This is a genomic window from Ramlibacter sp. (genome assembly GCF_028291745.1).
In the GTDB taxonomy this organism is placed as follows: Bacteria; Pseudomonadota; Gammaproteobacteria; order Burkholderiales; family Burkholderiaceae_C; genus Ramlibacter.
Genome location: NZ_JAQGNQ010000066.1, coordinates 22,291 through 42,238 on the forward strand (window position 1 = coordinate 22,291; position 19,948 = coordinate 42,238).

Genomic DNA, 19,948 nt, shown 5'->3' on the forward strand with positions numbered 1-19,948 from the left:
CCCGCGCGTGAACCAGCCCACCCCCGCCATCGTCGCCCAGAGCGCAGTGCGCCGCCTGCCCCGACCAGCCCTGCTGCTGTTCTGCGCGGCCTACGTGCTGACTGGCTTCATCGGCCGCGAGCCCTGGAAGAACCAGGACATGATGACGCTGGGCTACATGTTCGAGCTGGCGACCGGCCATAGCGCCTGGCTGCACCCCTCCCTGCTGGGGCAGCCGCCCGAGTTCGAAGCCCTGCTGCCTTACTGGCTTGGCGCCTGGTCGATGCGGCTCGCGCCCGCGTGGCTGGCCGTCGACTTCGCCGGGCGCATTCCCTTCATCGCCTTGCTGGTGGTCACGCTGCTGGCCACTTGGTACGGCGTGTACTACCTGGCGCGCACGCCCCGCGCGCAGCCCGTGCCGTTTGCCTTCGGCGGCGAAGCGCATCCGCCCGACTACGCACGCGCGATGGCCGACGGCGGCCTGCTGGCGCTGATCGCCTGCCTCGGCCTGATGCAGCTGTCGCACGAGACCACGCCGGCGCTCGCGCAACTGGGATTCACCGCCCTCACCTTCTACGGCCTCGCGGCACTGCCTTACCGGCTCGCGTGGCCCACGGCCAGCCTGGCGCTGGGCTTGATCGGCCTGGGGCTGAGCGGTGCGCCCACCATGGCTGCCCTGTTCGCCATCGGCGGCGCCGTGGTGCACACGGCCGACAGCCCCGACGACGCGAGCAGCGGGCTGCGCGGCTGGCGCGGCACCGCGGTGATCGTCGTGGTCGCAGCGGTCGCTGCCTTGATCGCCGCCCTGCTGGACATGTGGCAGTGGCGCCTCGATCCGCTGCCCTTCGACACCGCGCACGATGCGGCTTCCATCCTCCGCCTGCTCGCGTGGTTCACCTGGCCCGCGTGGCCGCTGGCCCTGTGGACCATCTGGCGCTGGCGCCGGCAACTGGGGCGCCGCCACGTCGCACTGCCGCTGTGGTTCGCGGTGGTCAGCCTGTTCACCGCGGTGCTGGCCCCGAACTCCGACCGCGCCCTGCTGCTCAGCCTGCCGGCCCTGGCCGCACTGGCGGCGTTCGCGCTGCCCACCCTGGAGCGCAGCGTGTCCGCCCTGATCGACTGGTTCACGCTGCTGTTCTTCAGCGGCTGCGCGCTGGTGATCTGGGTGATCTGGATTTCCCTGCAGACCGGCGTGCCGCCCAAGCCCGCGGCCAACGTCGCCAAGCTGGCGCCCGGCTTCACGCCCAGCTTCTCGCTGCTGCCTTTCCTGGTGGCGCTGGCAGCCACCATCGCCTGGGTCGCGCTGGTCCGTTGGCGCACCAAGCGCAATCGCCATGCGATCTGGAAGAGCCTCGTGTTGCCGGCGGGCGGCGCTGCCCTCGCCTGGTTGCTGGTGATGACGCTGTGGCTCCCGGTACTGGATTACGCCCGCAGCTATGCCGCCGTGGTGCACCGCGTGGCCACGCGCATCGACACTCCCGGATGCGTCGAGGTGTTCGGCCTCACGCGCGCGCAGATCGCCGCGCTGCGCTACCACGGGCGCCTGGACCTGCGCATGGCGGGCGAGCCGGAAACCTGCCCCTGGCTGGTGGTGGCCGAGGACCTGGAAAAGTCGGTGCCGATGGCCTTGAACAGCCACCGATGGCGGCTGGTCGCCAAGTTTCCGCGTCCCACCGACAAGAGCGAAAACCTGCTGCTGTACCAGAAGAAGCCTTGAGCGAACGCGGAATCATCGCGCGCCACGCCGGCACCGTGCTGGCCGGGCAGCTGGCCACCATGGCCTTCGGCATCACCGACACGATCGTCGCGGGGCGCTACTCGCAGCAGGCGCTGGCCGCGCTGTCGGTCGGCTCTGCCGTCTACATCACGGTGTTCGTCGCGCTGATGGGCGTGTTGCAGGCGCTGCTGCCCACGTGGGCCGAACTGCACGGTGCCGGCCGCCGGCTGGACGTCGGCCGCTCCGTGCGGCAGGCGCTCTATCTCGCCGTGCTCGCCGCCGTCGCCGGTGTCTTCGGCCTGCTGTTCCCCAATGCATTGCTGCAAGGCACGCAGGTGCCGGCCGCCTTGCAGAGCGACGTGCGGCACTACCTCGGCGTGCTGGCGCTTGCGCTGCCGCCGGCGCTGCTGTTTCGCATGTACAGCACGCTGAACCAGAGCCTGGGCAAGCCGCAGCTGGTGACCTGGCTGCAGCTCGGCTCGCTGGCCTGCAAGGTGCCGCTGACGATCTGGTTCGCCTTCGGCGGCGCCGGGCTGCCGGCACTGGGTGCCGTGGGCTGCGCGTGGGCCACCGTGGTGGTGAACTACGTCTTCCTCGGCATCGCGTTGTGGATGGTGCGCACCGATGGCCTCTATGCGCCGTACGCCATCTGGCGGCGCATGGAACGCCCGCACTGGCCGACCATCGCGCAGTTCGCGCGCCTGGGCATTCCCGCGGGCCTCTCGATCGTGGTGGAGGTCACCTCGTTCACGCTGATGTCGCTGTTCATCGCGCGGCAAGGCACCTTGTCGTCCGCCGCCCACCAGATCGCCGCCAACGTGACCGCCGTGATGTACATGGTGCCGCTGTCGATCGCCATCGCGACCAGCGCGCGCGTGAGTTTCTGGCTGGGCGCCGGCGAGCTGAAGCGGGCCCGCGGCAGCATCCGCACCGGCTTTCGCATGGGGCTGTCGCTGGCGCTGCTGCTCTCCGGCGTGGTGCTGGCCAGCCGCCATGGCATCGCGGCGCTCTACTCCGCCGATCCGCACGTGGCGGCCGTTGCCGCCGGCCTGCTGGCGCTGGTGGCGGCCTACCACTGCGGCGATGCCACCCAGGCGCTGTGCGTCTTCGTGCTGCGCTCCTATCGCGTGGCGGTGGCGCCCCTCATGGCCTATTGCCTCCTGCTGTGGGGCGTGGGCGTGATCGGCGGCTACCAGCTCGCCTATCGCGGCATCGGCTGCTGGCCGGCGCTGCGCAGCCCTTCGGCCTTCTGGATCGCCAGCAGCGTGGGGCTGGCGCTGCTCGCCGTCATCCTGCCGTTGATCCTGTGGCGGGCAGTGCGGCGCTTTCGGCCGGCGTGAGCGACTGCGCGCGCACGCGCGCTGCCGGCAGCACGATGGTGAAGGTGGATCCCGCGCCCGGCGTGCTCTCGATCTTCAGCTCGCCGCCGTGCCGTTGCACCACGTGCTTGACGATCGCCAGCCCGAGCCCGGTGCCGCCCGTCTCGCGCGAGCGGCTGCGATCGACGCGGTAGAAACGCTCGGTCAGCCGCGGCAGGTGCTCCGCGGCAATCCCGGGACCGGTGTCGTGCACAGCCACGGAATAGCGCCCCGCGTCGCCCGGCCGCACCTGCACATCGACCGAACCACCCGCCGGCGTGTAGCGCACCGCATTGCTCACCAGGTTGGAGAGCGCGCTTTGCCACTCGGTGCCGTTGCCACTGAGCGCCAGCGCGGGCGCCGGCGCGATGACGATCCGCATGGGCTTGCCCAGGCTCGCGGCCAGCGCACGCCCGTCCTGCTCGCATTGCGCCAGCAGGCTCGCCAGCGGCGTCCACTCGCCCTCACCGGGTGGCGGACTGCCCTCGAGCCGCGACAGGGTCAGCAGGTCGCTGACCAGCGTCTGCATGCGCTGCGATTGCTGCGCCATCAGTTGGAGGTAGCGCGCCCGCTCCTCGCGCGAGAGGTCCAGGGTCTGCAGCGTCTCGACGAAACCCGCCAGCACCGTCAGCGGCGTGCGGATCTCGTGCGACACGTTGGCGACGAAATCGCGCCGCATCCCTTCGGCCTGTTCCACCGCCGTGACGTCGCGCGAGAGCAGCAGGCGCCGTCCCTCGCCATAGGGATGCAGGTGCAGCGAGAGCTTGCGCGGGCGGCTGGCGGCGCTGCCGGGGGCGGTGACCGTCACGTCCTGCGCATAGTTGCCGCCATGGTAGAAGGCCGAGAAGCCGGGGTCGCGCAGCAGGTGCACGATCTGCTGCTTGAGGTCGCGTTCGGGGTCGAGCCCCAGGTGCACGGCGGCGGTCTGGTTGCACCACTCGATACGGGCCTGCGGATCCAGCAGCACCACGCCGTTGGGCGAACCGCGGATGGCGTCGAGAAAGGCGTCGAGCCGACGCTCGGCGTCCTGAACCTGCTGCTCGCGCGCGGCCAGGGCGCGACGGGCGCGATCCGCGGCCTCGCCCCACCAGCCGCCGTGGATCGGCGCGCCGCGCAATTGCGCCGTGCGCAGCCAGCGCAGCACCCGCGCGGCGCGAAAGGTATCGATCGCAAACCAGAGTGCGGCGCCCGCTGCGATGCCGACGACAGCCCCCCGCTCTCCCTGCAGCAGCGCCCCCGCCACCAGGCCCGCAAGGAGCGCCAGCGCGAACAGCAGGACGCGTCCCGTCATTCGGAAGCCTTCGTGCTACGAACTGCGGTATTCGCCTTGGCAGCGGCCCGGCGGCTCATCGGGTCTCGGCCGTGATGCGATAGCCCGCACCGCGCACGGTTTCCACCAGCACCCCCGCGGTGCCGAGCGCCTCGCGCAGGCGCTTGACGTGCACGTCCACCGTGCGCTCCTCGATGAAGACGTGGTCGCCCCACACGCGATCCAGCAGCTGCGCGCGGCTGTGCACGCGCTCGGGATTCTTCATCAGGTAGTGCAGCAGCTTGAACTCGGTGGGGCCCAGCTTCAGCGGCTCGCCGCGCCAGCTCACGCGATGCGTGCCGGGGTCCAGCAGCAGCTGGCCCACCTGCACGGCTTCGTCGGTCTTCTCGGGGGCGCGCCGGCGCAGCACGGCGCGGATGCGCGCCAGCAGTTCCTGGGTGGAGAACGGCTTGGTGATGTAGTCGTCGGCGCCGGCGTCCAGGCCGGCCACCTTGTCGGGCTCGTCGCCGCGGGCGGTGAGCATCAGGATGGGAACGGCGCGCGTGCGGGCATCGCCCCGCCAGCGGCGCGCCAGCTCCAGGCCGCTGCGCCCGGGCAGCATCCAGTCCAGGAGGATCAGGTCCGGCAGCATGGCGTCGATCTCGCGCTGCGCGGCCTCGCCGTCGTCCACCCACACCGGCGTGAAGCCGTTGTGGCGCAGGTTGACGCACACCAGTTCGGCGATGGCGGGCTCGTCCTCGACGACCAGCACGCGGGGCAGGTGCTTCATGGTGCGCCCCTTACCGGATCGCGGATTCGATGTGCTCCATCGAGCTGTGGCGCACGTCCGCGCCCTTGACCACGTAGATGATGAACTCCGCGATGTTGGTGGCATGGTCGCCGATGCGCTCGATGGCCTTGGCCACGAACAGCAGGTCGAGGCTGCTGGAAATGGTACGCGGGTCTTCCATCATGTAGGTGATCAGCTTGCGCACGAAACCGTCGAACTCGCGATCGAGCAGGTCGTCCTCCTTCATGATCGCCACGGCGGCGGCGGTGTCGAGCCGGGCGAACGCATCCAGCACCTTACGCAATTGCGCCGAGGCCAGGTCGGCGGCCACGCCCAGCTCGCTGGCCGGCAGGTTGCGCACCATGCCGCTCTTCTCCAGGATCGACTGCACCATGCGGGCGATGCGCCGCGCCTCGTCGCCCACGCGCTCGAGGTTCGCCGTCGTCTTGGAAATGGCCATCAACAGGCGCAGGTCGCGCGCGGTCGGCTGGCGCCGCGCGATCACGCTGGACAGCTCGCGGTCGATCTCCACTTCCATCTGGTTGACGCGGTCCTCGGTGGCGATCACCTGGCGCGCCACCTCGCCGTCGAAGTGCGACAGGGCCAGGATCGCCTGCCGGATCTGCGACTCCACCAGCCCGCCCATCTGCATGACGCGGGCGGAGAGCGCATTGAGTTCGCTGTCGAACTGGGTTGAAAGATGCTTGTCTGCCATCGCGAATTCCTCAGCCGAAACGGCCCGTGATGTAGTCCTCGGTCTCCTGGCGCCGCGGCTTGAAGAAGATCTGCTCGGTCTCCCCCACCTCGATCAGATCGCCCAGGTACATGTAGGCGGTGTAGTCGGACACGCGCGCCGCCTGCTGCATGTTGTGGGTGACGATCACCACCGTGACGTCCTTCTTCAGCTCGATGATCAGCTCCTCGATCTTGCCGGTGGAAATCGGGTCGAGCGCGGAACAGGGTTCGTCGAGCAGCAGCACCTCGGGCTTGATCGCGATGCCGCGGGCGATGCACAGGCGCTGCTGCTGGCCCCCGGAAAGCCCGGCGCCGCTCTGGCGCAACTTGTCCTTGACCTCGTCCCAGAGGGCTGCCTTGCCCAGCGCCCATTCGACGCGTTCGTCCATGTCGGCGTCACCGAGCTTCTCGAACAGGCGCACGCCGAAGGCGATGTTGTCGTAGATCGACATCGGAAAGGGCGTGGGCTTCTGGAACACCATGCCCACCTTGGCGCGGATCAGGGCGACGTCCTTCTTCGAGCTCAGCAGGTCCTCGCCATCGAGGACGATCCGGCCCTCGGCCCGCTGGTCGGGGTACAGCTCGTACATGCGGTTGAAGGTGCGCAGCAGCGTCGACTTGCCGCAGCCGGACGGGCCGATGAAGGCCGTGACCTTGTGCTCGGGGATGTCGAGGTCGATGTTCTTCAGCGCGTGGAACTTGCCGTAGTAGAAGTTCAGGTCGCGCACCGCCAGCTTGGCAGCCGCGGCTTGGGGAACGGAGGTGGCTTGCATCAAGGCGTTCAGAGCTTGCTGCGCGTGAACACGCGCGCCGCGATGTTGAGGCCGAGGACGGCCAGGGTGATGAGGAACACGCCGGCCCAGGCCAGCTGCTGCCAGTTCTCGTAGGGGCTCATGGCGAACTTGAAGATGGTGACCGGCAGGCTGGCCATGGGCTGGCCCAGGTCGGAGGTGAAGAACTGGTTGTTCAGGGCGGTGAACAGCAGCGGCGCGGTTTCACCGGCGATCCGCGCCACGGCCAGCAGCACGCCGGTGACCACGCCGGCGCGGGCCGAGCGCAGCGTGATCTTCAGGATGACCTTCCACTTGGGGGCGCCCAGCGCATAAGCCGCTTCGCGCAGGCCGGAGGGCACCAGCAGCAGCATGTTCTCGGTGATGCGGATCACGATGGGAATCACGATCAGCGCCAGCGCGATCGCACCGGCCCAGGCCGAGAACTGGTGGAAGCGCGCGACCAGCACCGCGTAGACGAACAGGCCGATCACGATCGAGGGCGCCGACAGCAGGATGTCGTTGACGAAGCGCGTGCTGTTGCCCAGCCAGCCCTTGGCGTCGTACTCGGCGAGGTAGATGCCGGCCATCACGCCGATGGGCGTGCCGACGAAGGTGGCCAGCAGCACCATCAGCAGCGAACCCCAGATGGCATTGAGCAGGCCGCCGGCGTCATTGGGCGCCGGGGTCGACTGGCTCAGGGTCGCCCAGGTCAGGCCGGCGAAGCCCAGTCGCACCGTGTCCCACAAGATCCAGACCAGCCAGAACACGCCGAAGGCCATGGCGCCGAGCGACAGCGTCAGGGCGATGCGGTTGACGCGCTTGCGGCGCAGGTACATGCGCTCCTGCTGCTGCGCGCGGTCGGCAGCGCGCAGCAGGCCTTGCGACGTACTGGTGATGGTCATGACCGTGCGCCCTCGTTGCGGCGCAGGCGCGCCAGCAGCAGCTTGGACAGCGACAGCACGACGAAGGTGATGAAGAACAGCACCAGGCCCAGGTAGATCAGCGCCGCCTGGTGCATGCCCTCGCCCGCTTCGGCGAATTCGTTGGCGAGCGCCGAGGTGATGCTGTTGGCGGGCGCGAACAGGCTGAAGGGTTGGAGCTGGTTGAAATTGCCGATCACGAAGGTGACCGCCATGGTCTCGCCCAGTGCGCGGCCCAGGCCCAGCATGATCCCGCCGATGACGCCGCCCTTGGTATAGGGCAGCACCACCCGCGACACGACCTCCCAGGTCGTCGATCCCAGTGCGTACGCGGACTCCTTCAGCATCGGCGGGGTGACGTCGAACACGTCGCGCATCACCGCGGAAATGAAGGGAATGATCATGATCGCCAGGATGATTCCGGCGCACAGCATGCCGATGCCCACCGGCGGGCCCGAAAACAGCGCCCCGAGCACGGGCACCTTGCCGAAAGCCGATTGCAGCGGCTGTTGCACCCAGCTGGCCAGCACCGGCCCGAACACCAGCAGGCCCCACATGCCGTAGACGATGGAGGGCACGGCGGCCAGCAGCTCGATCGCGGTGCCGAGCGGGCGCTTCAGCCACGAGGGTGACAGCTCGGTGAGGAACACCGCGATGCCGAAGCTGACCGGCACGGCGATCACCAGGGCGATCAGCGATGTGACGAGCGTGCCGACGATCATCACGCCGCCGCCGAAGTTTTCGCTGACCGGGTCCCACACGCTGTTCGTGAGGAAGCTCAGGCCGTACTTCTCGATGGCGGGCCACGCGCCGATGAACAGCGAGACCAGGATGCCGGCCAGCAAGGCCAGCGTGAGCAGCGCCGCGGCGCATGCGGCCCAGCCGAACAGGCGGTCGACGAACGCGCTGACGCCAGCGCGCAGGTTCTGCGCGATGGAGGGGCCGACACGCGTCGGGGTCGACAGGCTGCGCTGGCCTGCGGGGGCTGTGGAGGACACTCGCTCGCTTTCGTCGATTGCGCGGCGTCGGGCCGCGCGGCAAGCGTCACTCTATGGCGGTGGGATGACAGTTCTGTGACACTGTCATCGATTCGCGCGGCAGCCAGGGCCAGCGCCCGTGAACGGGCCCTAGAAGCGCACCCCGGCCGAGAAGCGCAGGCTGTCGTGGGCGCCGGGGCTGCGCATCGGCTGCTCGTACGACAGCCGCAGGAAACTGCTGTGCAGGTCGTAGCGCAGTGCCAGCCCCAGGCGTTCCTGCCCGAGCTGGCGGGTGAAGTGCATGGACAGCGCATTGCCGTCACCGAAGCGGTAGCCGCCCCCGAGACTCATGACGTCGTTGTCCAGGCTGCGGCCGATGCCGCCGCGGGCGAACCACCGCTCGCCCGCTTCCAGCGACAGGCCGCTGCCGCTGAAGGAACTGGCCGTGGCCAGGCGCATGCCGCCCCAGGCCAGCAGCGGCGCAGCGGGCGTCAGCTCGGGCTCGCCCCGCCAGGCGGGCGCGGTGAGCGTGTAGTTGGCCGGGGCCAGTTGCGCGAATGCGGCGCCCGCGCCCAGCAGCAGGCCGGCCCAGAAGACCGGCATGAGGAGGCGGGAGTGAAGGCGGCGCATGGATTCACTCTAGACGCAGCCCGGGAATTGCGCATCTCCACTTGGTGCTTTTGTGGTGGCTGCGCGACGGGTCGGGACTGGCTCCTTCCCCCTTTGGGGGAGGGTTGGGGTGGGGGCGCTCGGGGAGTCGCCCTCACCCCAGCCCTCTCCCGCAAGCGGGAGAGGGAGCAAGTCCATGCAAGAAAGGCTCAGCCGGCGCGCACGGCCTCGACCAGGCGTTCGGCGCTGCGCTGCGCGACGGCTGCCTCGCTGGCTTCGACCATCACCCGCAGCACCGGCTCGGTGCCGCTGGCGCGGATCAGGATGCGGCCGGAGCCGGCCAGTTCCTTTTGCAGGCGATCGCACTCGGCGGCGAGCCGGTCGTTCTTCTTCCAGTCCTGCCCGGGCGCCAGGCGCACGTTGATCAGCGTCTGCGGGAACAGGGTCACGCCCTCGAGCAGTTGCGCCAGCGACTTGCCGCTGCGCACGCACGCCTGCAGCACCTGCAAGGCGCTGATCAGGCCGTCGCCCGTGGTGTGCTTGTCCAGGCAAAGCAGGTGGCCGGAGCCCTCGCCGCCCAGCAGCCAGCGGCGCTTCTCGAGTTCTTCCAGCACGTAGCGGTCACCCACCTTGGCGCGCACGAACTCCACGTCGCGCTGCTTGAGCGCGAGCTCCACCGCCATGTTGGTCATGAGCGTGCCGACCGCCCCCGGCACCCGCTCGCCGCGCTGCAGCCGGTCGATCACCATCAGGAACAGCAGTTCGTCACCGTTGAACAGGCGCCCCTGCGCATCGACCACCTGCAGCCGGTCGGCGTCGCCGTCCAGGGCGATGCCGAAGTCGGCGCGATTGGCACGCACCGCGCTGACCAGTGCCTCGGGGTGGGTGGCGCCGACGCGGTCGTTGATGTTCAGGCCGTCGGGCGAACAGCCGATGCAGAACACCTCGGCGCCCAGCTCGTGGAAGACCTTGGGCGCGATGTGATACGCGGCGCCATGCGCCGAATCCACCGCGATCTTCATGCCCTTGAGGGTGAGATCGTGGGCGAAGGTGCTCTTGCAGAATTCGATGTAGCGGCCCGCCGCATCGTCCAGGCGGCGCGTCTTGCCCAGGTTGCCGGAGTTCGCCCACTGCGGCGGCTCCAGGAGCGCGGCCTCGACGTCGATCTCCCACTGGTCCGGCAGCTTGGTGCCTTGCTCGCTGAAAAACTTGATGCCGTTGTCCGGATACGGGTTGTGGCTGGCGCTGATCACCACGCCCAGGCTCGCCCGTTGCGCCCGCGTGAGATAGGCCACGCCCGGGGTCGGCAGCGGCCCGAGCAACACCACGTCGACGCCGGCGGAGTTGAAGCCCGACTCCAGCGCGCTTTCCAGCATGTAGCCGGAGATCCGCGTGTCCTTGCCGATCAGGACGGTGGGGCGCTCCTCGGTGCGTTTGAGCACGCGGCCGACGGCGTGCGCCAGGCGCAGCACGAAATCCGGAGTGATGGGTGCTTCGCCGACCGTGCCACGGATGCCGTCGGTGCCGAAAAACTTTCTGGTCATGTCCTGCCTTCTGCCGGCCCGGCCAGGGCCTCCTGCGTCGCGCTCCATACCTTGAGCGCGGCCGCTGTCTCGCGCACATCGTGCACCCGCACGATGCGCGCTCCCTTTTCGACGGCCAGCACCGCCGCCGCCACGCTCGCCGCCATGCGGTGCTGCACCGACTCGCCCGTGATCGTTCCGAGCGAGGACTTGCGCGACCAGCCCGCCAGCAGCGGATAGCCCTCGTGCAGCAGCTCGCGCTGGCGCGCCAGCAGCGCGAAGTTCTGTTCGACCGTCTTGCCGAAGCCGATGCCCGGGTCCCAGGCGATGCGCCCCACCGAGACCCCGCGCAGCCGCAGGGCCGCGCTGCGCTCGCGCAGGAACTCGCGCACCTGCGGCACGGCATCGCCCAGCATCGGCGAGCGTTGCATGGTCTGCGGCTCGCCGTGCATGTGCATCAGGCAGATGCCGCAGGAGGCATGGACAGCGATCGCATCCAGCGCGCCCGGCCGCTGCAGCGCCCAGATGTCGTTGATGATGTCGGCGCCCAGATCCAGCGCATCGCGCATCAGCTCCGGCTTGTAGGTGTCCACCGAGATCGGCACCTGCAGGCGCACCGCCTCGCGCAGCACCGGCAGCACCCGCGCGCGCTCTTCCTCGAGCGTCACCGGCGCCACGCCGGGCCGGCTCGATTCGCCGCCGATGTCCAGGATGTGCGCGCCTTCGCGCAGCAACTGCTCGCAGTGGTCCAGCGCCGTGCGCGTGCTCACGAAGCAGCCGCCGTCGGAGAACGAATCCGGCGTGACGTTGACGATCCCCATCACCAGCGGACCGGACAGGTCGAGGGCGAAACGGGTGGTCTGCCACTGCATGGCCGGATTGTGCGTCAGCAAGGAAAGCGAAAGGGCCCGCGAGGGGCCCTTATGCACGGATCGCGGAAGTTTTACGCCGCGTTCGGCGCGGGGTCGGCGGTGACCGAAGGACCGCCCGTGCCGCCGGAATTGCCGGCGCGCGGCGTGAAGTCCTTGGGCGGGCGCGGCTCCTTGCCGGCCATGATGTCGTCGATCTGCTCGGCGTCGATGGTTTCCCACTCCAGCAGAGCCTGCGCCATGCGGTGCATCTTCTCGCTGTTGTCCTCGATCAGCTTGCGCGCCAGGGCGTACTGCTCGTCGATGATGCGCCGCACTTCGCCGTCGACCTTCTGCATGGTCTGCTCGGAGATGTTGGTGGTCTTGGTGATCGAGCGGCCGAGGAAGACCTCGCCCTCGTTTTCCGCGTAGACCATCGGGCCCAGCGCATCGGTCATGCCGTAGCGCATCACCATGTCGCGCGCCAGGTGGGTGGCCCGCTCGAAGTCGTTGGAAGCGCCGGTGGTCATCTGGTGCATGAACACTTCTTCGGCGATCCGGCCGCCGAACAGCATGCTGATCTGGTTCAGCATGTAGTCGCGGTCGTAGCTGTAGCGGTCCTTCTCGGGCAGGCTCATGGTCACGCCCAGGGCGCGGCCGCGCGGGATGATGGTGACCTTGTGCACCGGGTCGCACTTGGGCAGCAGCTTGCCGATGATGGCGTGGCCGGACTCGTGGTAGGCCGTGTTGCGCCGCTCTTCTTCCGGCATCACCATGGACTTGCGCTCCGGGCCCATGATGATCTTGTCCTTGGCCTTCTCGAAGTCCTGCATCTCCACCACGCGCGCGGTGCGGCGGGCGGCCATGAGGGCGGCCTCGTTGCACAGGTTGGCGAGGTCGGCGCCGGACATGCCGGGCGTGCCGCGGGCGATGATGCCGGGGTTGACGTCCTGCCCGATCGGGATCTTGCGCATGTGCACGTTCAGGATCTGCTCGCGGCCGCGGATGTCCGGCAGCGTCACGTAGACCTGGCGGTCGAAGCGGCCCGGGCGCAGCAGCGCGGCATCGAGGATGTCCGGTCGGTTGGTCGCGGCGATCACGATCACGCCCAGGTTGGTCTCGAAGCCGTCCATCTCGACCAGCATCTGGTTCAGGGTCTGCTCGCGCTCGTCGTTGCCGCCGCCGAGACCGGCGCCACGCTGGCGGCCGACCGCGTCGATTTCGTCGACGAAGATGATGCAGGGGGCGTTCTTCTTGGCGTTCTCGAACATGTCGCGCACGCGGGCCGCGCCCACGCCGACGAACATCTCGACGAAGTCGGAGCCGGAAATCGAGAAGAACGGCACCTTGGCTTCGCCGGCGATGGCCTTGGCCAGCAGCGTCTTGCCGGTGCCCGGAGGACCGACCAGCAGCAGGCCGCGCGGGATGCGGCCACCCAGCTTCTGGAATTTCTGCGGGTCCTTGAGGAAGTCGACGACTTCCTTGGTTTCTTCCTTGGCCTCGTCGCAGCCGGCGACGTCGCTGAAGGTGATCTGGTTGCTGCTCTCGTCGAGCATGCGCGCCTTGCTCTTGCCGAAGCTGAAGGCGCCGCCCTTGCCGCCGCCCTGCATCTGCCGCATGAAGTAGATCCACACGCCTATGAGCAGGAGCATCGGCCCCCAGCTCACGAGCAGCGTCATGAGGAGCGAGCCCTCTTCGCGCGGCTTGACGTCGAACTTGACGCCGTTGTTGATCAGATCGCCGACCAGGCCGCGATCGAGGTAGGTGGCAGTGGTGCGCACCTTGCGGTCATCGGTGGTGACGGCCACGATCTCGGTGCCGCCCTGGCCCTCCTGGATGACGGCGTTCTTGATCTGCTTGTTGCGGACCTGTTCGAGGAAATCCGAGTAGCCGACGACGGAAGCTCCGGCACCGCCACGCGTATCGAATTGCTTGAATACGGTGAATAGCACCAGTGCGATCACCAGCCAGACGGCGATCTTGGAAAACCACTGATTGTTCAAACTGAGTCTCCGAGGGCGATATGGCCCATCTCTAGCGGCAAGTGACGCCCATTCTAGGGGTTTCAAGCAGGCGGCCGGTCTATTTTTGGCCGGCGCTCCATAGGAAGAAACGCGCGCGTGATGCCGGACAAGACGCCGCGTGACGAATTATTCCGGGTTCGCGGCCTGGTCGGCTTTGGCGGGCTTCAAACCCATGCCGACCAGGAAGGTCTCCGAGGACTTGTCGCGCGACGCCTTGGGCTTGATCGGCTTGGCCATGCGGAACCGGTCCTTGAAGGCCTTCACCAGCTGACTGTAGCCGCTGCCGTGAAAAACCTTGCACACCAGGGCACCCTCCGGCTTCAGGTGCGCGCCGGCGAAGTCGAGCGCCAGTTCGACCAGGTGCGCGATGCGCGCCGAATCCGAGGACGGGATGCCTGAGAGATTGGGCGCCATGTCCGAGACCACCACGTCGGCCTTGCGGCCGGCAAGCAGCTTCTCGAGTTCCGCCGCGGGCCCGGGCTCCCCGAAGTCGCCCAGCACGAAGGTCACGCCTTCCACCGGTTCCATCGGCAGGATGTCGACGGCCAGGATCTGTCCGGCCAGCACGCCCGCGGCGGCCCCCTGGGGCGCCAGCTTGCGCCGCACGTACTGGCTCCAGGCGCCCGGCGCGGAGCCGAGATCGACCACCAGGTACCCGGGCTTGATCAGGCCGAGCGTCTCGTCGATCTCCTTGAGCTTGTAGGCGGCACGGGCGCGGTAGCCCTCTTTCTGGGCGAGCTGGACGTAGGGGTCGCGGACGTGGTCGTTCAACCACGCCTTGTTGACCTTCTTGCTCTTGGTTTTGACTTTCATGTTCGTGTGCGCCGGAAGCCGATAATACGGGCATGCCAGCAATCCAATTGAGTGTGGCCGAGCGCAAGGCGCATCGGGCCGAAGCCCATCACCTGGTCCCCGTGGTGATGATCGGCAATGACGGTCTCACCGCCGCCGTGAAGAAGGAGACCGACGCCGCCCTCAGTGCCCATGGCCTGATCAAGGTGCGGGTGCTCGGCGACGACCGCGAACAGCGCGAAGCCATCTACCAGCAACTGTGCGACGGTCTCAACGCCGCCCCGATCCAGCATATCGGCAAGCTGCTGGTCCTGTGGCGCCCGAAACCGGTGAAGACCAAGGCCGAGGACGAAGACCGCAAGGCGGGTCCGCGCGAATTCAAGGTCGTGAAGAACTCCAGCCGCGGCGGCCAGCGCCCCGAGGTGAAGCGCGTGCGCGTGCTGGGCAACCAGCGGCTGACCAGCGGCGGCAACGTGCGCAAGGCCAAGCCCAAGCAGAAGTCGGTCAAGAAGACACGGGCCGGGTAAGGCCGCTCAGGCGCCAGAGCACCACCAGCGCGCACAGCCACTGCACCGCGTACAGCACGGTGCCGGCACCGTGCCAGAAAGCCAGGTCCTGGCGCGCGACGATGCGCGGCGCCACTGCGAATTCCTGCAGCAGGGCGGCCAGCATGCCGAGCAGCACATAGGCGATGGCGCCCCCGGCCCAGTGCATGCTGGGCTGGCCCTCGTCGTCACGCGCGGTGGCCAGCAGCAGCAATCCGCAGACGATCCCGACCCAGGTCTCGCCGCGGAACAGGTGCGCCGCCAGGCCGCCGGCCACCGCCGGCGACGAGGCGTTCGCGAACAGCAAGGGCACGGCCAGGAAGCCGATCGCACCCAGGCTGCCCCACCAGAGGGCGGCCGCCAGCAAGGTCAGTCGCGCCTTCCAGTGCATCGATGTCAGAGGTAGTGGACGGCCACGATTTCGTAGCGCTTGGTGCCGCCGGGCGCCTGCACTTCGGCCGTGTCGCCCTCTTCCTTGCCGATCAGGGCCCGGGCGATCGGGCTGGACACGTTGATCAGGCCCTGCTTCAGGTCGGCCTCGTCCTCGCCCACGATCTGGTACTTCACGGTCTCGCCGGAGGTCACTTCCTCCAGCTCGACGGTGGCGCCGAACACGACCTTGCCACCGGCGTCGAGCGACGACGGGTCGATGATCTGGGCGGCAGCCAGCTTGCTTTCGACTTCGCGAATGCGCCCTTCGATGAAGCCCTGGCGGTCCTTGGCGGCATCGTATTCGGCGTTTTCCGACAGGTCGCCCTGGGCGCGCGCTTCGGCGATCGCCTGGATCACGCCCGGGCGATCGACGGTCTTCAGGCGGTGCAGCTCGGTCTTGAGCTTTTCCGCGCCGCGCTTGGTGATGGGAATGGTGGCCATCGAAAGTCTCCGGATCCAAAATGAAAACCGCCGAACGAGGACGCCCGGCGGTGATGCAGGGAATTATGCCCGCGAAAGCCGCGGGGCCCCCTCAGATGAGCGGATGCCCTGCCAGCCGGGTCAGGATCGCCAGCGGGCTGGCCGCCGGCGCGTACTGCCGCTCGACCGGCAGGTGGAAAGTCTGCTCCAGCATGTGCTGGCCGGACATCGCCGCATGCACGGTGTGATCCGAAAAACAGATCCAGGTGCTGCCCGACGGGAAGGCGACGGTCTGCTGCGGCGACTCGCGCTGATAGCCCTCGTCGGCCTTCATGCGGTCGTGCATCTGCAGCATCAGGTGGTCGTACTCGCTACGCAGGCTCTTGGTGACGTGCAGCGAGCGCAGCAGCTTCGCCTGCCAGGGCGAATACGCAGTGGCCTGCGGGAGGTAGCGCTTCGCCACGTCCTCGAAGGGCTCGCCCACGCGCCAGATGCGCGGCTGCCCCTGCGGGTTGATGTTGCTGAAGACCCGCAGGATGCGCTCGCCGCGATTCGGCCGCGAAGGAAAGGCATCGACGTGCAGGCGACGGTCGTCGGCCCGCACCGACTGCTTGCGCGTGGAGACATCGGTCGGTCGCAGGCTGGTGGGTGCCGGCCGCAGGTGCGCGTCGTAGGCCGGGAACAGGCCGTGGATGAGCGCGCGCGCCTGGCCAGCGAAGCGACCCATCATGCCGCTCACCCGGGCGCGCGCTGCCTCGTCGCCGGCGACGCCCTTGAGCGCGCCGCGCGCATCCAGGCTGATGTTGCGCGCATCCTGGGCCAGCAGCGCCGGGGACAGCAAGGCCGTCTCGGCCGGCTCCATGCGGAAGGCCAGGCCCGGGAAGAACAGCACCCGCCCGGCCTCGACCGCCTCGACCCAGCCGGGCTCGCTGACCGCGCCCGACCACTCGGTCAGGGGCACGGTGACGATGGCCTCGGTCATTGGCTCAGGGCGCCAGTTGCGCGTGCATTTCCTGCACCGAGATCACGTCGAGGTTGTCCATGCACTTCATGCCCTCGACGGCGGCCTGCGCCCCGGCGATGGTGGTGAAGGTGGTGACCCGTGCCAGCAGCGAGGACGTGCGGATGGCGCGCGAGTCGGCGATCGCGTTGCGGCGCTCCTCGACCGTGTTGACCACCATGACGATCTCGTTGTTCTTGATCATGTCGACCACGTGCGGCCGGCCTTCGGTGACCTTGTTCACGGTCTCGCAAGGCACGCCCGCGGCGGTGATCGCCGCCGACGTGCCCTTGGTGGCGATCACCTTGAAGCCCATGGCCACCAGCTCGCGCGCGACCTCGACGGCGCGCGGCTTGTCGCTGTTCTTCACGGTGAGGAACACCTTGCCGGCCGGCTTGCCGTCGGCATCGGTCGGGCGCGGCAGCTTGGTGCCCGCGCCGAGCTGGCTCTTGACGAAGGCCTCGCCGAAGGTCTTGCCCACACCCATCACCTCGCCGGTGGACTTCATCTCGGGGCCGAGGATGGTGTCGACGCCGGGGAACTTGACGAAGGGGAACACGGCCTCCTTCACGCTGAAGTAAGGCGGGGTCACTTCCTTCAGGATCCCCTGCTGCTCCAGCGTCTGGCCGACCATGCAGCGCGCCGCCACCTTGGCCAGCTGGATGCCCGTGGCCTTGCTCACGTAAGGCACGGTGCGCGAGGCGCGCGGATTCACTTCCAGCACGAAGATGACGTCCTGGCCGTCCTTTTCCTGGATCGCGAACTGCACGTTCATCAGGCCGATGACGTTCAGCCCGCGCGCCATTTCGGCGGTCTGGCGCTTCAGCTCGTCGACCGTCGCTGCCGACAGCGAGTACGGCGGCAGCGAGCACGCGGAGTCGCCCGAGTGCACGCCGGCCTGCTCGATGTGCTCCATCACGCCGCCGATGAACACGCGGCCGGTGCCGTCGGCGATGCAATCGACGTCGCATTCGATCGCGTCGTTCAGGAAGCGATCGAGCAGCACGGGCGAATCGTTCGAGACCTTCACGGCCTCGCGCATGTAGCGCTCGAGGTCGCGCTGCTCGTGCACGATCTCCATCGCCCGGCCACCCAGGACATACGAGGGACGGACCACCAGCGGGTAGCCCAGGGCCTGCGCCTTTTCCAGCGCTTCCGGTTCGGTGCGTGCGGTGGCGTTGGGCGGCTGGCGCAGCTTCAAGTGCACCAGCAGCTGCTGGAAGCGCTCGCGGTCTTCGGCGGCATCGATCATGTCGGGCGAGGTGCCGATGATGGGCACGCCCTCGGCCTCCAGGCCCAGCGCCAGCTTCAGCGGCGTCTGGCCGCCGTACTGCACGATCACGCCGGTGGGCTTTTCCTTGTCGACGATCTCCAGCACGTCTTCCAGCGTCAGCGGCTCAAAGTACAGGCGGTCGGAGGTGTCGTAGTCGGTCGAGACCGTCTCCGGGTTGCAGTTGACCATGATGGTCTCGTAGCCGTCCTCCCGCAGCGCCAATGCCGCATGCACGCAGCAGTAGTCGAACTCGATGCCCTGGCCGATGCGGTTGGGACCGCCGCCCAGCACCATGATCTTCTTCTTGTCCGTGGGCTCGGCCTCGCACTCGTCCTCGTAGGTCGAGTACATGTAGGCCGTGTTGGTCGCGAATTCGGCCGCGCAGGTATCCACGCGCTTGTAGACCGGGCGCACATTCAGCGCCTTGCGCCGCTCGCGCACCGCCTTGTCGGTGGTCTTGAGCAGCTTGGCCAGGCGCCGGTCGGAGAAGCCCTTGCGCTTCAACTTGCGCAGCGTGGCGGCGTCGAGCGCGGCCAGCGCCTGCTCGCCCTGGCTTTCGGCCAACTGGTCGAGTTCGAGCTCGATCTTCACGATCTCCTCGATCTGCACCAGGAACCACTTGTCGATCTTGGTCAGGTCATGGACCTCGGCCACCGACAGGCCCATGCCGAAGGCATCGCCCACGTACCAGATGCGCTCGGGACCGGGCTCGCCCAGTTCCTTTTCCAGCACCTCGCGATCGAGCGTCTTCTGGTTCAGGCCGTCGACGCCCACTTCCAGCCCGCGCAGCGCCTTCTGGAACGACTCCTGGAAGGTGCGGCCCATGGCCATCACCTCGCCCACCGACTTCATCTGCGTGGTCAGGCGATCGTTGGCGTCCTTGAATTTCTCGAAGGCAAAGCGCGGGATCTTGGTGACGACGTAGTCGATCGAGGGCTCGAACGACGCGGGCGTGGCGCCGCCGGTGATGTCGTTGCGCAGTTCGTCCAGCGTGTAGCCCACCGCCAGCTTGGCCGCGACCTTGGCGATCGGGAAGCCGGTGGCCTTGGAAGCCAGCGCGGAGGAGCGCGACACGCGCGGATTCATCTCGATGACGATCATGCGACCGTCCTGCGGATTGATCGAGAACTGCACGTTCGAGCCGCCCGTGTCGACGCCGATCTCGCGCAGCACCGCCAGCGAGGCGTTGCGCATGATCTGGTATTCCTTGTCGGTCAGCGTCTGGGCCGGCGCGACGGTGATCGAGTCGCCGGTGTGCACGCCCATCGGGTCGAGGTTCTCGATCGAGCAGACGATGATGCAGTTGTCCTTCTTGTCGCGGACCACCTCCATCTCGTATTCCTTCCACCCCAGCAGCGACTCCTCGATCAGCAGTTCGCTGGTCGGCGAGGCTTCGAGGCCGCGCTTGCAGATCGTCTCGAATTCTTCCGAGTTGTAGGCGATGCCGCCGCCGGTGCCGCCGAGCGTGAAACTGGGGCGGATCACGGTGGGGAAGCCGAGGGTCTTCTGCACCACCCATGCCTCTTCCATCGTGTGGGCGATGCCCGAGCGCGCCGAGCCCAGGCCGATGCGCGTCATCGCTTCCTTGAACTTCAGGCGGTCTTCGGCCTTGTCGATCGCCTCCGGCGTCGCGCCGATCAGTTCGCACTTGTACTTGTGCAGCACGCCGTTGCGCCACAGGTCGAGCGCGCAGTTCAGCGCGGTCTGGCCTCCCATGGTGGGAAGGATGGCGTCGGGCCGCTCCTTGGCGATGATCTTCTCGACCGTCTGCCAGGTGATCGGCTCGATGTAGGTGACGTCGGCGGTCGCCGGGTCCGTCATGATCGTCGCCGGGTTGGAGTTGATCAGGACGACCTTGTAGCCCTCCTCGCGCAGCGCCTTGCAGGCCTGCACGCCGGAGTAGTCGAACTCGCAGGCCTGGCCGATGATGATCGGGCCGGCACCGATGATGAGGATGCTCTTGATGTCTTGGCGCTTGGGCATG

Annotated in this window: 18 protein-coding genes; 3 read left to right on the forward strand and 15 right to left on the reverse strand. The window is 68.1% G+C overall.

Going from position 1 to position 19,948, the window contains the following annotated elements; genetic code table 11:
• Positions 1 to 7: 7 nt before the first annotated feature.
• Entirely contained in the window at positions 8 to 1,696 is a 1,689-nt protein-coding gene (locus tag JWP60_RS11600; protein WP_299790907.1) for a hypothetical protein, read from the forward strand.
• Complete coding sequence (locus JWP60_RS11605; RefSeq protein ID WP_299790910.1) at positions 1,693 to 3,036, forward strand: MATE family efflux transporter; 1,344 nt, start codon at positions 1,693 to 1,695, stop codon at positions 3,034 to 3,036. The genes JWP60_RS11600 and JWP60_RS11605 overlap by 4 nt, the downstream gene beginning before the upstream one ends.
• On the opposite strand, the gene phoR is transcribed toward JWP60_RS11605, so the two are convergent.
• The 11 genes from phoR to JWP60_RS11660 all read right to left on the reverse strand — a co-directional run bounded on the left by phoR (position 2,984) and on the right by JWP60_RS11660 (position 14,315).
• The gene (phoR, locus tag JWP60_RS11610; RefSeq protein ID WP_299790913.1) at positions 2,984 to 4,345 is read right to left on the reverse strand and encodes a phosphate regulon sensor histidine kinase PhoR; all 1,362 of its coding nucleotides are present in this window, start codon (positions 4,343 to 4,345) and stop codon (positions 2,984 to 2,986) included. The two genes, JWP60_RS11605 and phoR, sit on opposite strands and share 53 nt — an antisense overlap.
• Positions 4,346 to 4,400: 55 nt before the next feature.
• On the reverse strand, positions 4,401 to 5,093 hold the full coding sequence (gene phoB, locus JWP60_RS11615; RefSeq protein WP_299790916.1) for a phosphate regulon transcriptional regulator PhoB: 693 nt from the start codon (positions 5,091 to 5,093) through the stop codon (positions 4,401 to 4,403).
• 10 nt (positions 5,094 to 5,103) lie between these two features.
• Positions 5,104 to 5,808 carry a phosphate signaling complex protein PhoU gene (phoU, locus tag JWP60_RS11620; protein WP_299790919.1) on the reverse strand — a complete coding sequence of 235 codons (705 nt, stop codon included), beginning with the start codon at positions 5,806 to 5,808 and terminating at the stop codon, positions 5,104 to 5,106.
• Between the two features lie 10 nt (positions 5,809 to 5,818).
• Positions 5,819 to 6,601, reverse strand: a complete 783-nt coding sequence (gene pstB / locus JWP60_RS11625) for a phosphate ABC transporter ATP-binding protein PstB (RefSeq protein WP_299790921.1) — start codon at positions 6,599 to 6,601, stop codon at positions 5,819 to 5,821.
• An 8-nt stretch (positions 6,602 to 6,609) separates the two neighbouring features.
• A complete protein-coding gene (pstA, locus tag JWP60_RS11630; protein ID WP_299790924.1) occupies positions 6,610 to 7,503 on the reverse strand; it encodes a phosphate ABC transporter permease PstA in 894 nt (297 codons plus the stop codon).
• Positions 7,500 to 8,456: a phosphate ABC transporter permease subunit PstC gene (pstC, locus tag JWP60_RS11635; RefSeq protein WP_299791209.1), complete on the reverse strand. Its 957-nt coding sequence runs from the start codon at positions 8,454 to 8,456 to the stop codon at positions 7,500 to 7,502. The genes pstA and pstC overlap by 4 nt, the downstream gene beginning before the upstream one ends.
• Before the next feature lie 192 nt (positions 8,457 to 8,648).
• The gene (locus JWP60_RS11640; protein ID WP_299790927.1) at positions 8,649 to 9,128 is read right to left on the reverse strand and encodes a hypothetical protein; all 480 of its coding nucleotides are present in this window, start codon (positions 9,126 to 9,128) and stop codon (positions 8,649 to 8,651) included.
• Between the two features lie 188 nt (positions 9,129 to 9,316).
• Positions 9,317 to 10,651: a phosphoglucosamine mutase gene (glmM, locus tag JWP60_RS11645; protein WP_299790930.1), complete on the reverse strand. Its 1,335-nt coding sequence runs from the start codon at positions 10,649 to 10,651 to the stop codon at positions 9,317 to 9,319.
• A complete protein-coding gene (gene folP / locus JWP60_RS11650; RefSeq protein ID WP_299790933.1) occupies positions 10,648 to 11,502 on the reverse strand; it encodes a dihydropteroate synthase in 855 nt (284 codons plus the stop codon). Before folP ends, glmM begins: the two co-directional genes overlap by 4 nt.
• Positions 11,503 to 11,573: 71 nt before the next feature.
• Positions 11,574 to 13,481, reverse strand: a complete 1,908-nt coding sequence (ftsH, locus tag JWP60_RS11655; RefSeq protein ID WP_299790936.1) for an ATP-dependent zinc metalloprotease FtsH — start codon at positions 13,479 to 13,481, stop codon at positions 11,574 to 11,576.
• 147 nt (positions 13,482 to 13,628) lie between these two features.
• Positions 13,629 to 14,315, reverse strand: a complete 687-nt coding sequence (locus JWP60_RS11660; protein ID WP_299790938.1) for an RlmE family RNA methyltransferase — start codon at positions 14,313 to 14,315, stop codon at positions 13,629 to 13,631.
• A gap of 32 nt (positions 14,316 to 14,347) precedes the next feature.
• On the opposite strand from JWP60_RS11660, the gene JWP60_RS11665 reads away from it, so the two are divergent.
• Complete coding sequence (locus JWP60_RS11665; protein WP_299790941.1) at positions 14,348 to 14,821, forward strand: YhbY family RNA-binding protein; 474 nt, start codon at positions 14,348 to 14,350, stop codon at positions 14,819 to 14,821.
• Here the strand turns inward: JWP60_RS11665 and JWP60_RS11670 are convergent.
• From JWP60_RS11670 to carB, 4 genes are all read right to left on the reverse strand, one after another.
• Positions 14,799 to 15,230 (reverse strand): DUF4149 domain-containing protein, encoded by a 432-nt coding sequence (locus tag JWP60_RS11670; protein WP_299790944.1) that lies wholly within the window; start codon positions 15,228 to 15,230, stop codon positions 14,799 to 14,801. The genes JWP60_RS11665 and JWP60_RS11670 overlap by 23 nt on opposite strands.
• 5 nt (positions 15,231 to 15,235) lie before the next feature.
• On the reverse strand, positions 15,236 to 15,712 hold the full coding sequence (greA, locus tag JWP60_RS11675; RefSeq protein WP_299790947.1) for a transcription elongation factor GreA: 477 nt from the start codon (positions 15,710 to 15,712) through the stop codon (positions 15,236 to 15,238).
• Between the two features lie 91 nt (positions 15,713 to 15,803).
• Positions 15,804 to 16,673, reverse strand: coding sequence for a Kdo hydroxylase family protein (locus JWP60_RS11680; RefSeq protein ID WP_299790949.1), 870 nt, complete (start codon positions 16,671 to 16,673; stop codon positions 15,804 to 15,806).
• 4 nt (positions 16,674 to 16,677) lie between these two features.
• On the reverse strand, positions 16,678 to 19,947 hold the full coding sequence (gene carB / locus JWP60_RS11685) for a carbamoyl-phosphate synthase large subunit (protein WP_299790952.1): 3,270 nt from the start codon (positions 19,945 to 19,947) through the stop codon (positions 16,678 to 16,680).
• Between the last annotated feature and the right edge of the window lies 1 nt (position 19,948).

Coding starts and splice junctions, on each gene's coding strand:
- pstB (WP_299790921.1), bottom strand. CDS start 6,601: ATGCAAGCCACCTCCGTTCCCCAAGCCGCGGCTGCCAAGCTGGCGGTG.
- JWP60_RS11670 (WP_299790944.1), bottom strand. CDS start 15,230: ATGCACTGGAAGGCGCGACTGACCTTGCTGGCGGCCGCCCTCTGGTGG.
- glmM (WP_299790930.1), bottom strand. CDS start 10,651: ATGACCAGAAAGTTTTTCGGCACCGACGGCATCCGTGGCACGGTCGGC.
- phoR (WP_299790913.1), bottom strand. CDS start 4,345: ATGACGGGACGCGTCCTGCTGTTCGCGCTGGCGCTCCTTGCGGGCCTG.
- JWP60_RS11665 (WP_299790941.1), top strand. CDS start 14,348: ATGCCAGCAATCCAATTGAGTGTGGCCGAGCGCAAGGCGCATCGGGCC.
- JWP60_RS11660 (WP_299790938.1), bottom strand. CDS start 14,315: ATGAAAGTCAAAACCAAGAGCAAGAAGGTCAACAAGGCGTGGTTGAAC.
- phoU (WP_299790919.1), bottom strand. CDS start 5,808: ATGGCAGACAAGCATCTTTCAACCCAGTTCGACAGCGAACTCAATGCG.
- carB (WP_299790952.1), bottom strand. CDS start 19,947: ATGCCCAAGCGCCAAGACATCAAGAGCATCCTCATCATCGGTGCCGGC.
- phoB (WP_299790916.1), bottom strand. CDS start 5,093: ATGAAGCACCTGCCCCGCGTGCTGGTCGTCGAGGACGAGCCCGCCATC.
- JWP60_RS11680 (WP_299790949.1), bottom strand. CDS start 16,673: ATGACCGAGGCCATCGTCACCGTGCCCCTGACCGAGTGGTCGGGCGCG.
- pstA (WP_299790924.1), bottom strand. CDS start 7,503: ATGACCATCACCAGTACGTCGCAAGGCCTGCTGCGCGCTGCCGACCGC.
- JWP60_RS11640 (WP_299790927.1), bottom strand. CDS start 9,128: ATGCGCCGCCTTCACTCCCGCCTCCTCATGCCGGTCTTCTGGGCCGGC.
- folP (WP_299790933.1), bottom strand. CDS start 11,502: ATGCAGTGGCAGACCACCCGTTTCGCCCTCGACCTGTCCGGTCCGCTG.
- greA (WP_299790947.1), bottom strand. CDS start 15,712: ATGGCCACCATTCCCATCACCAAGCGCGGCGCGGAAAAGCTCAAGACC.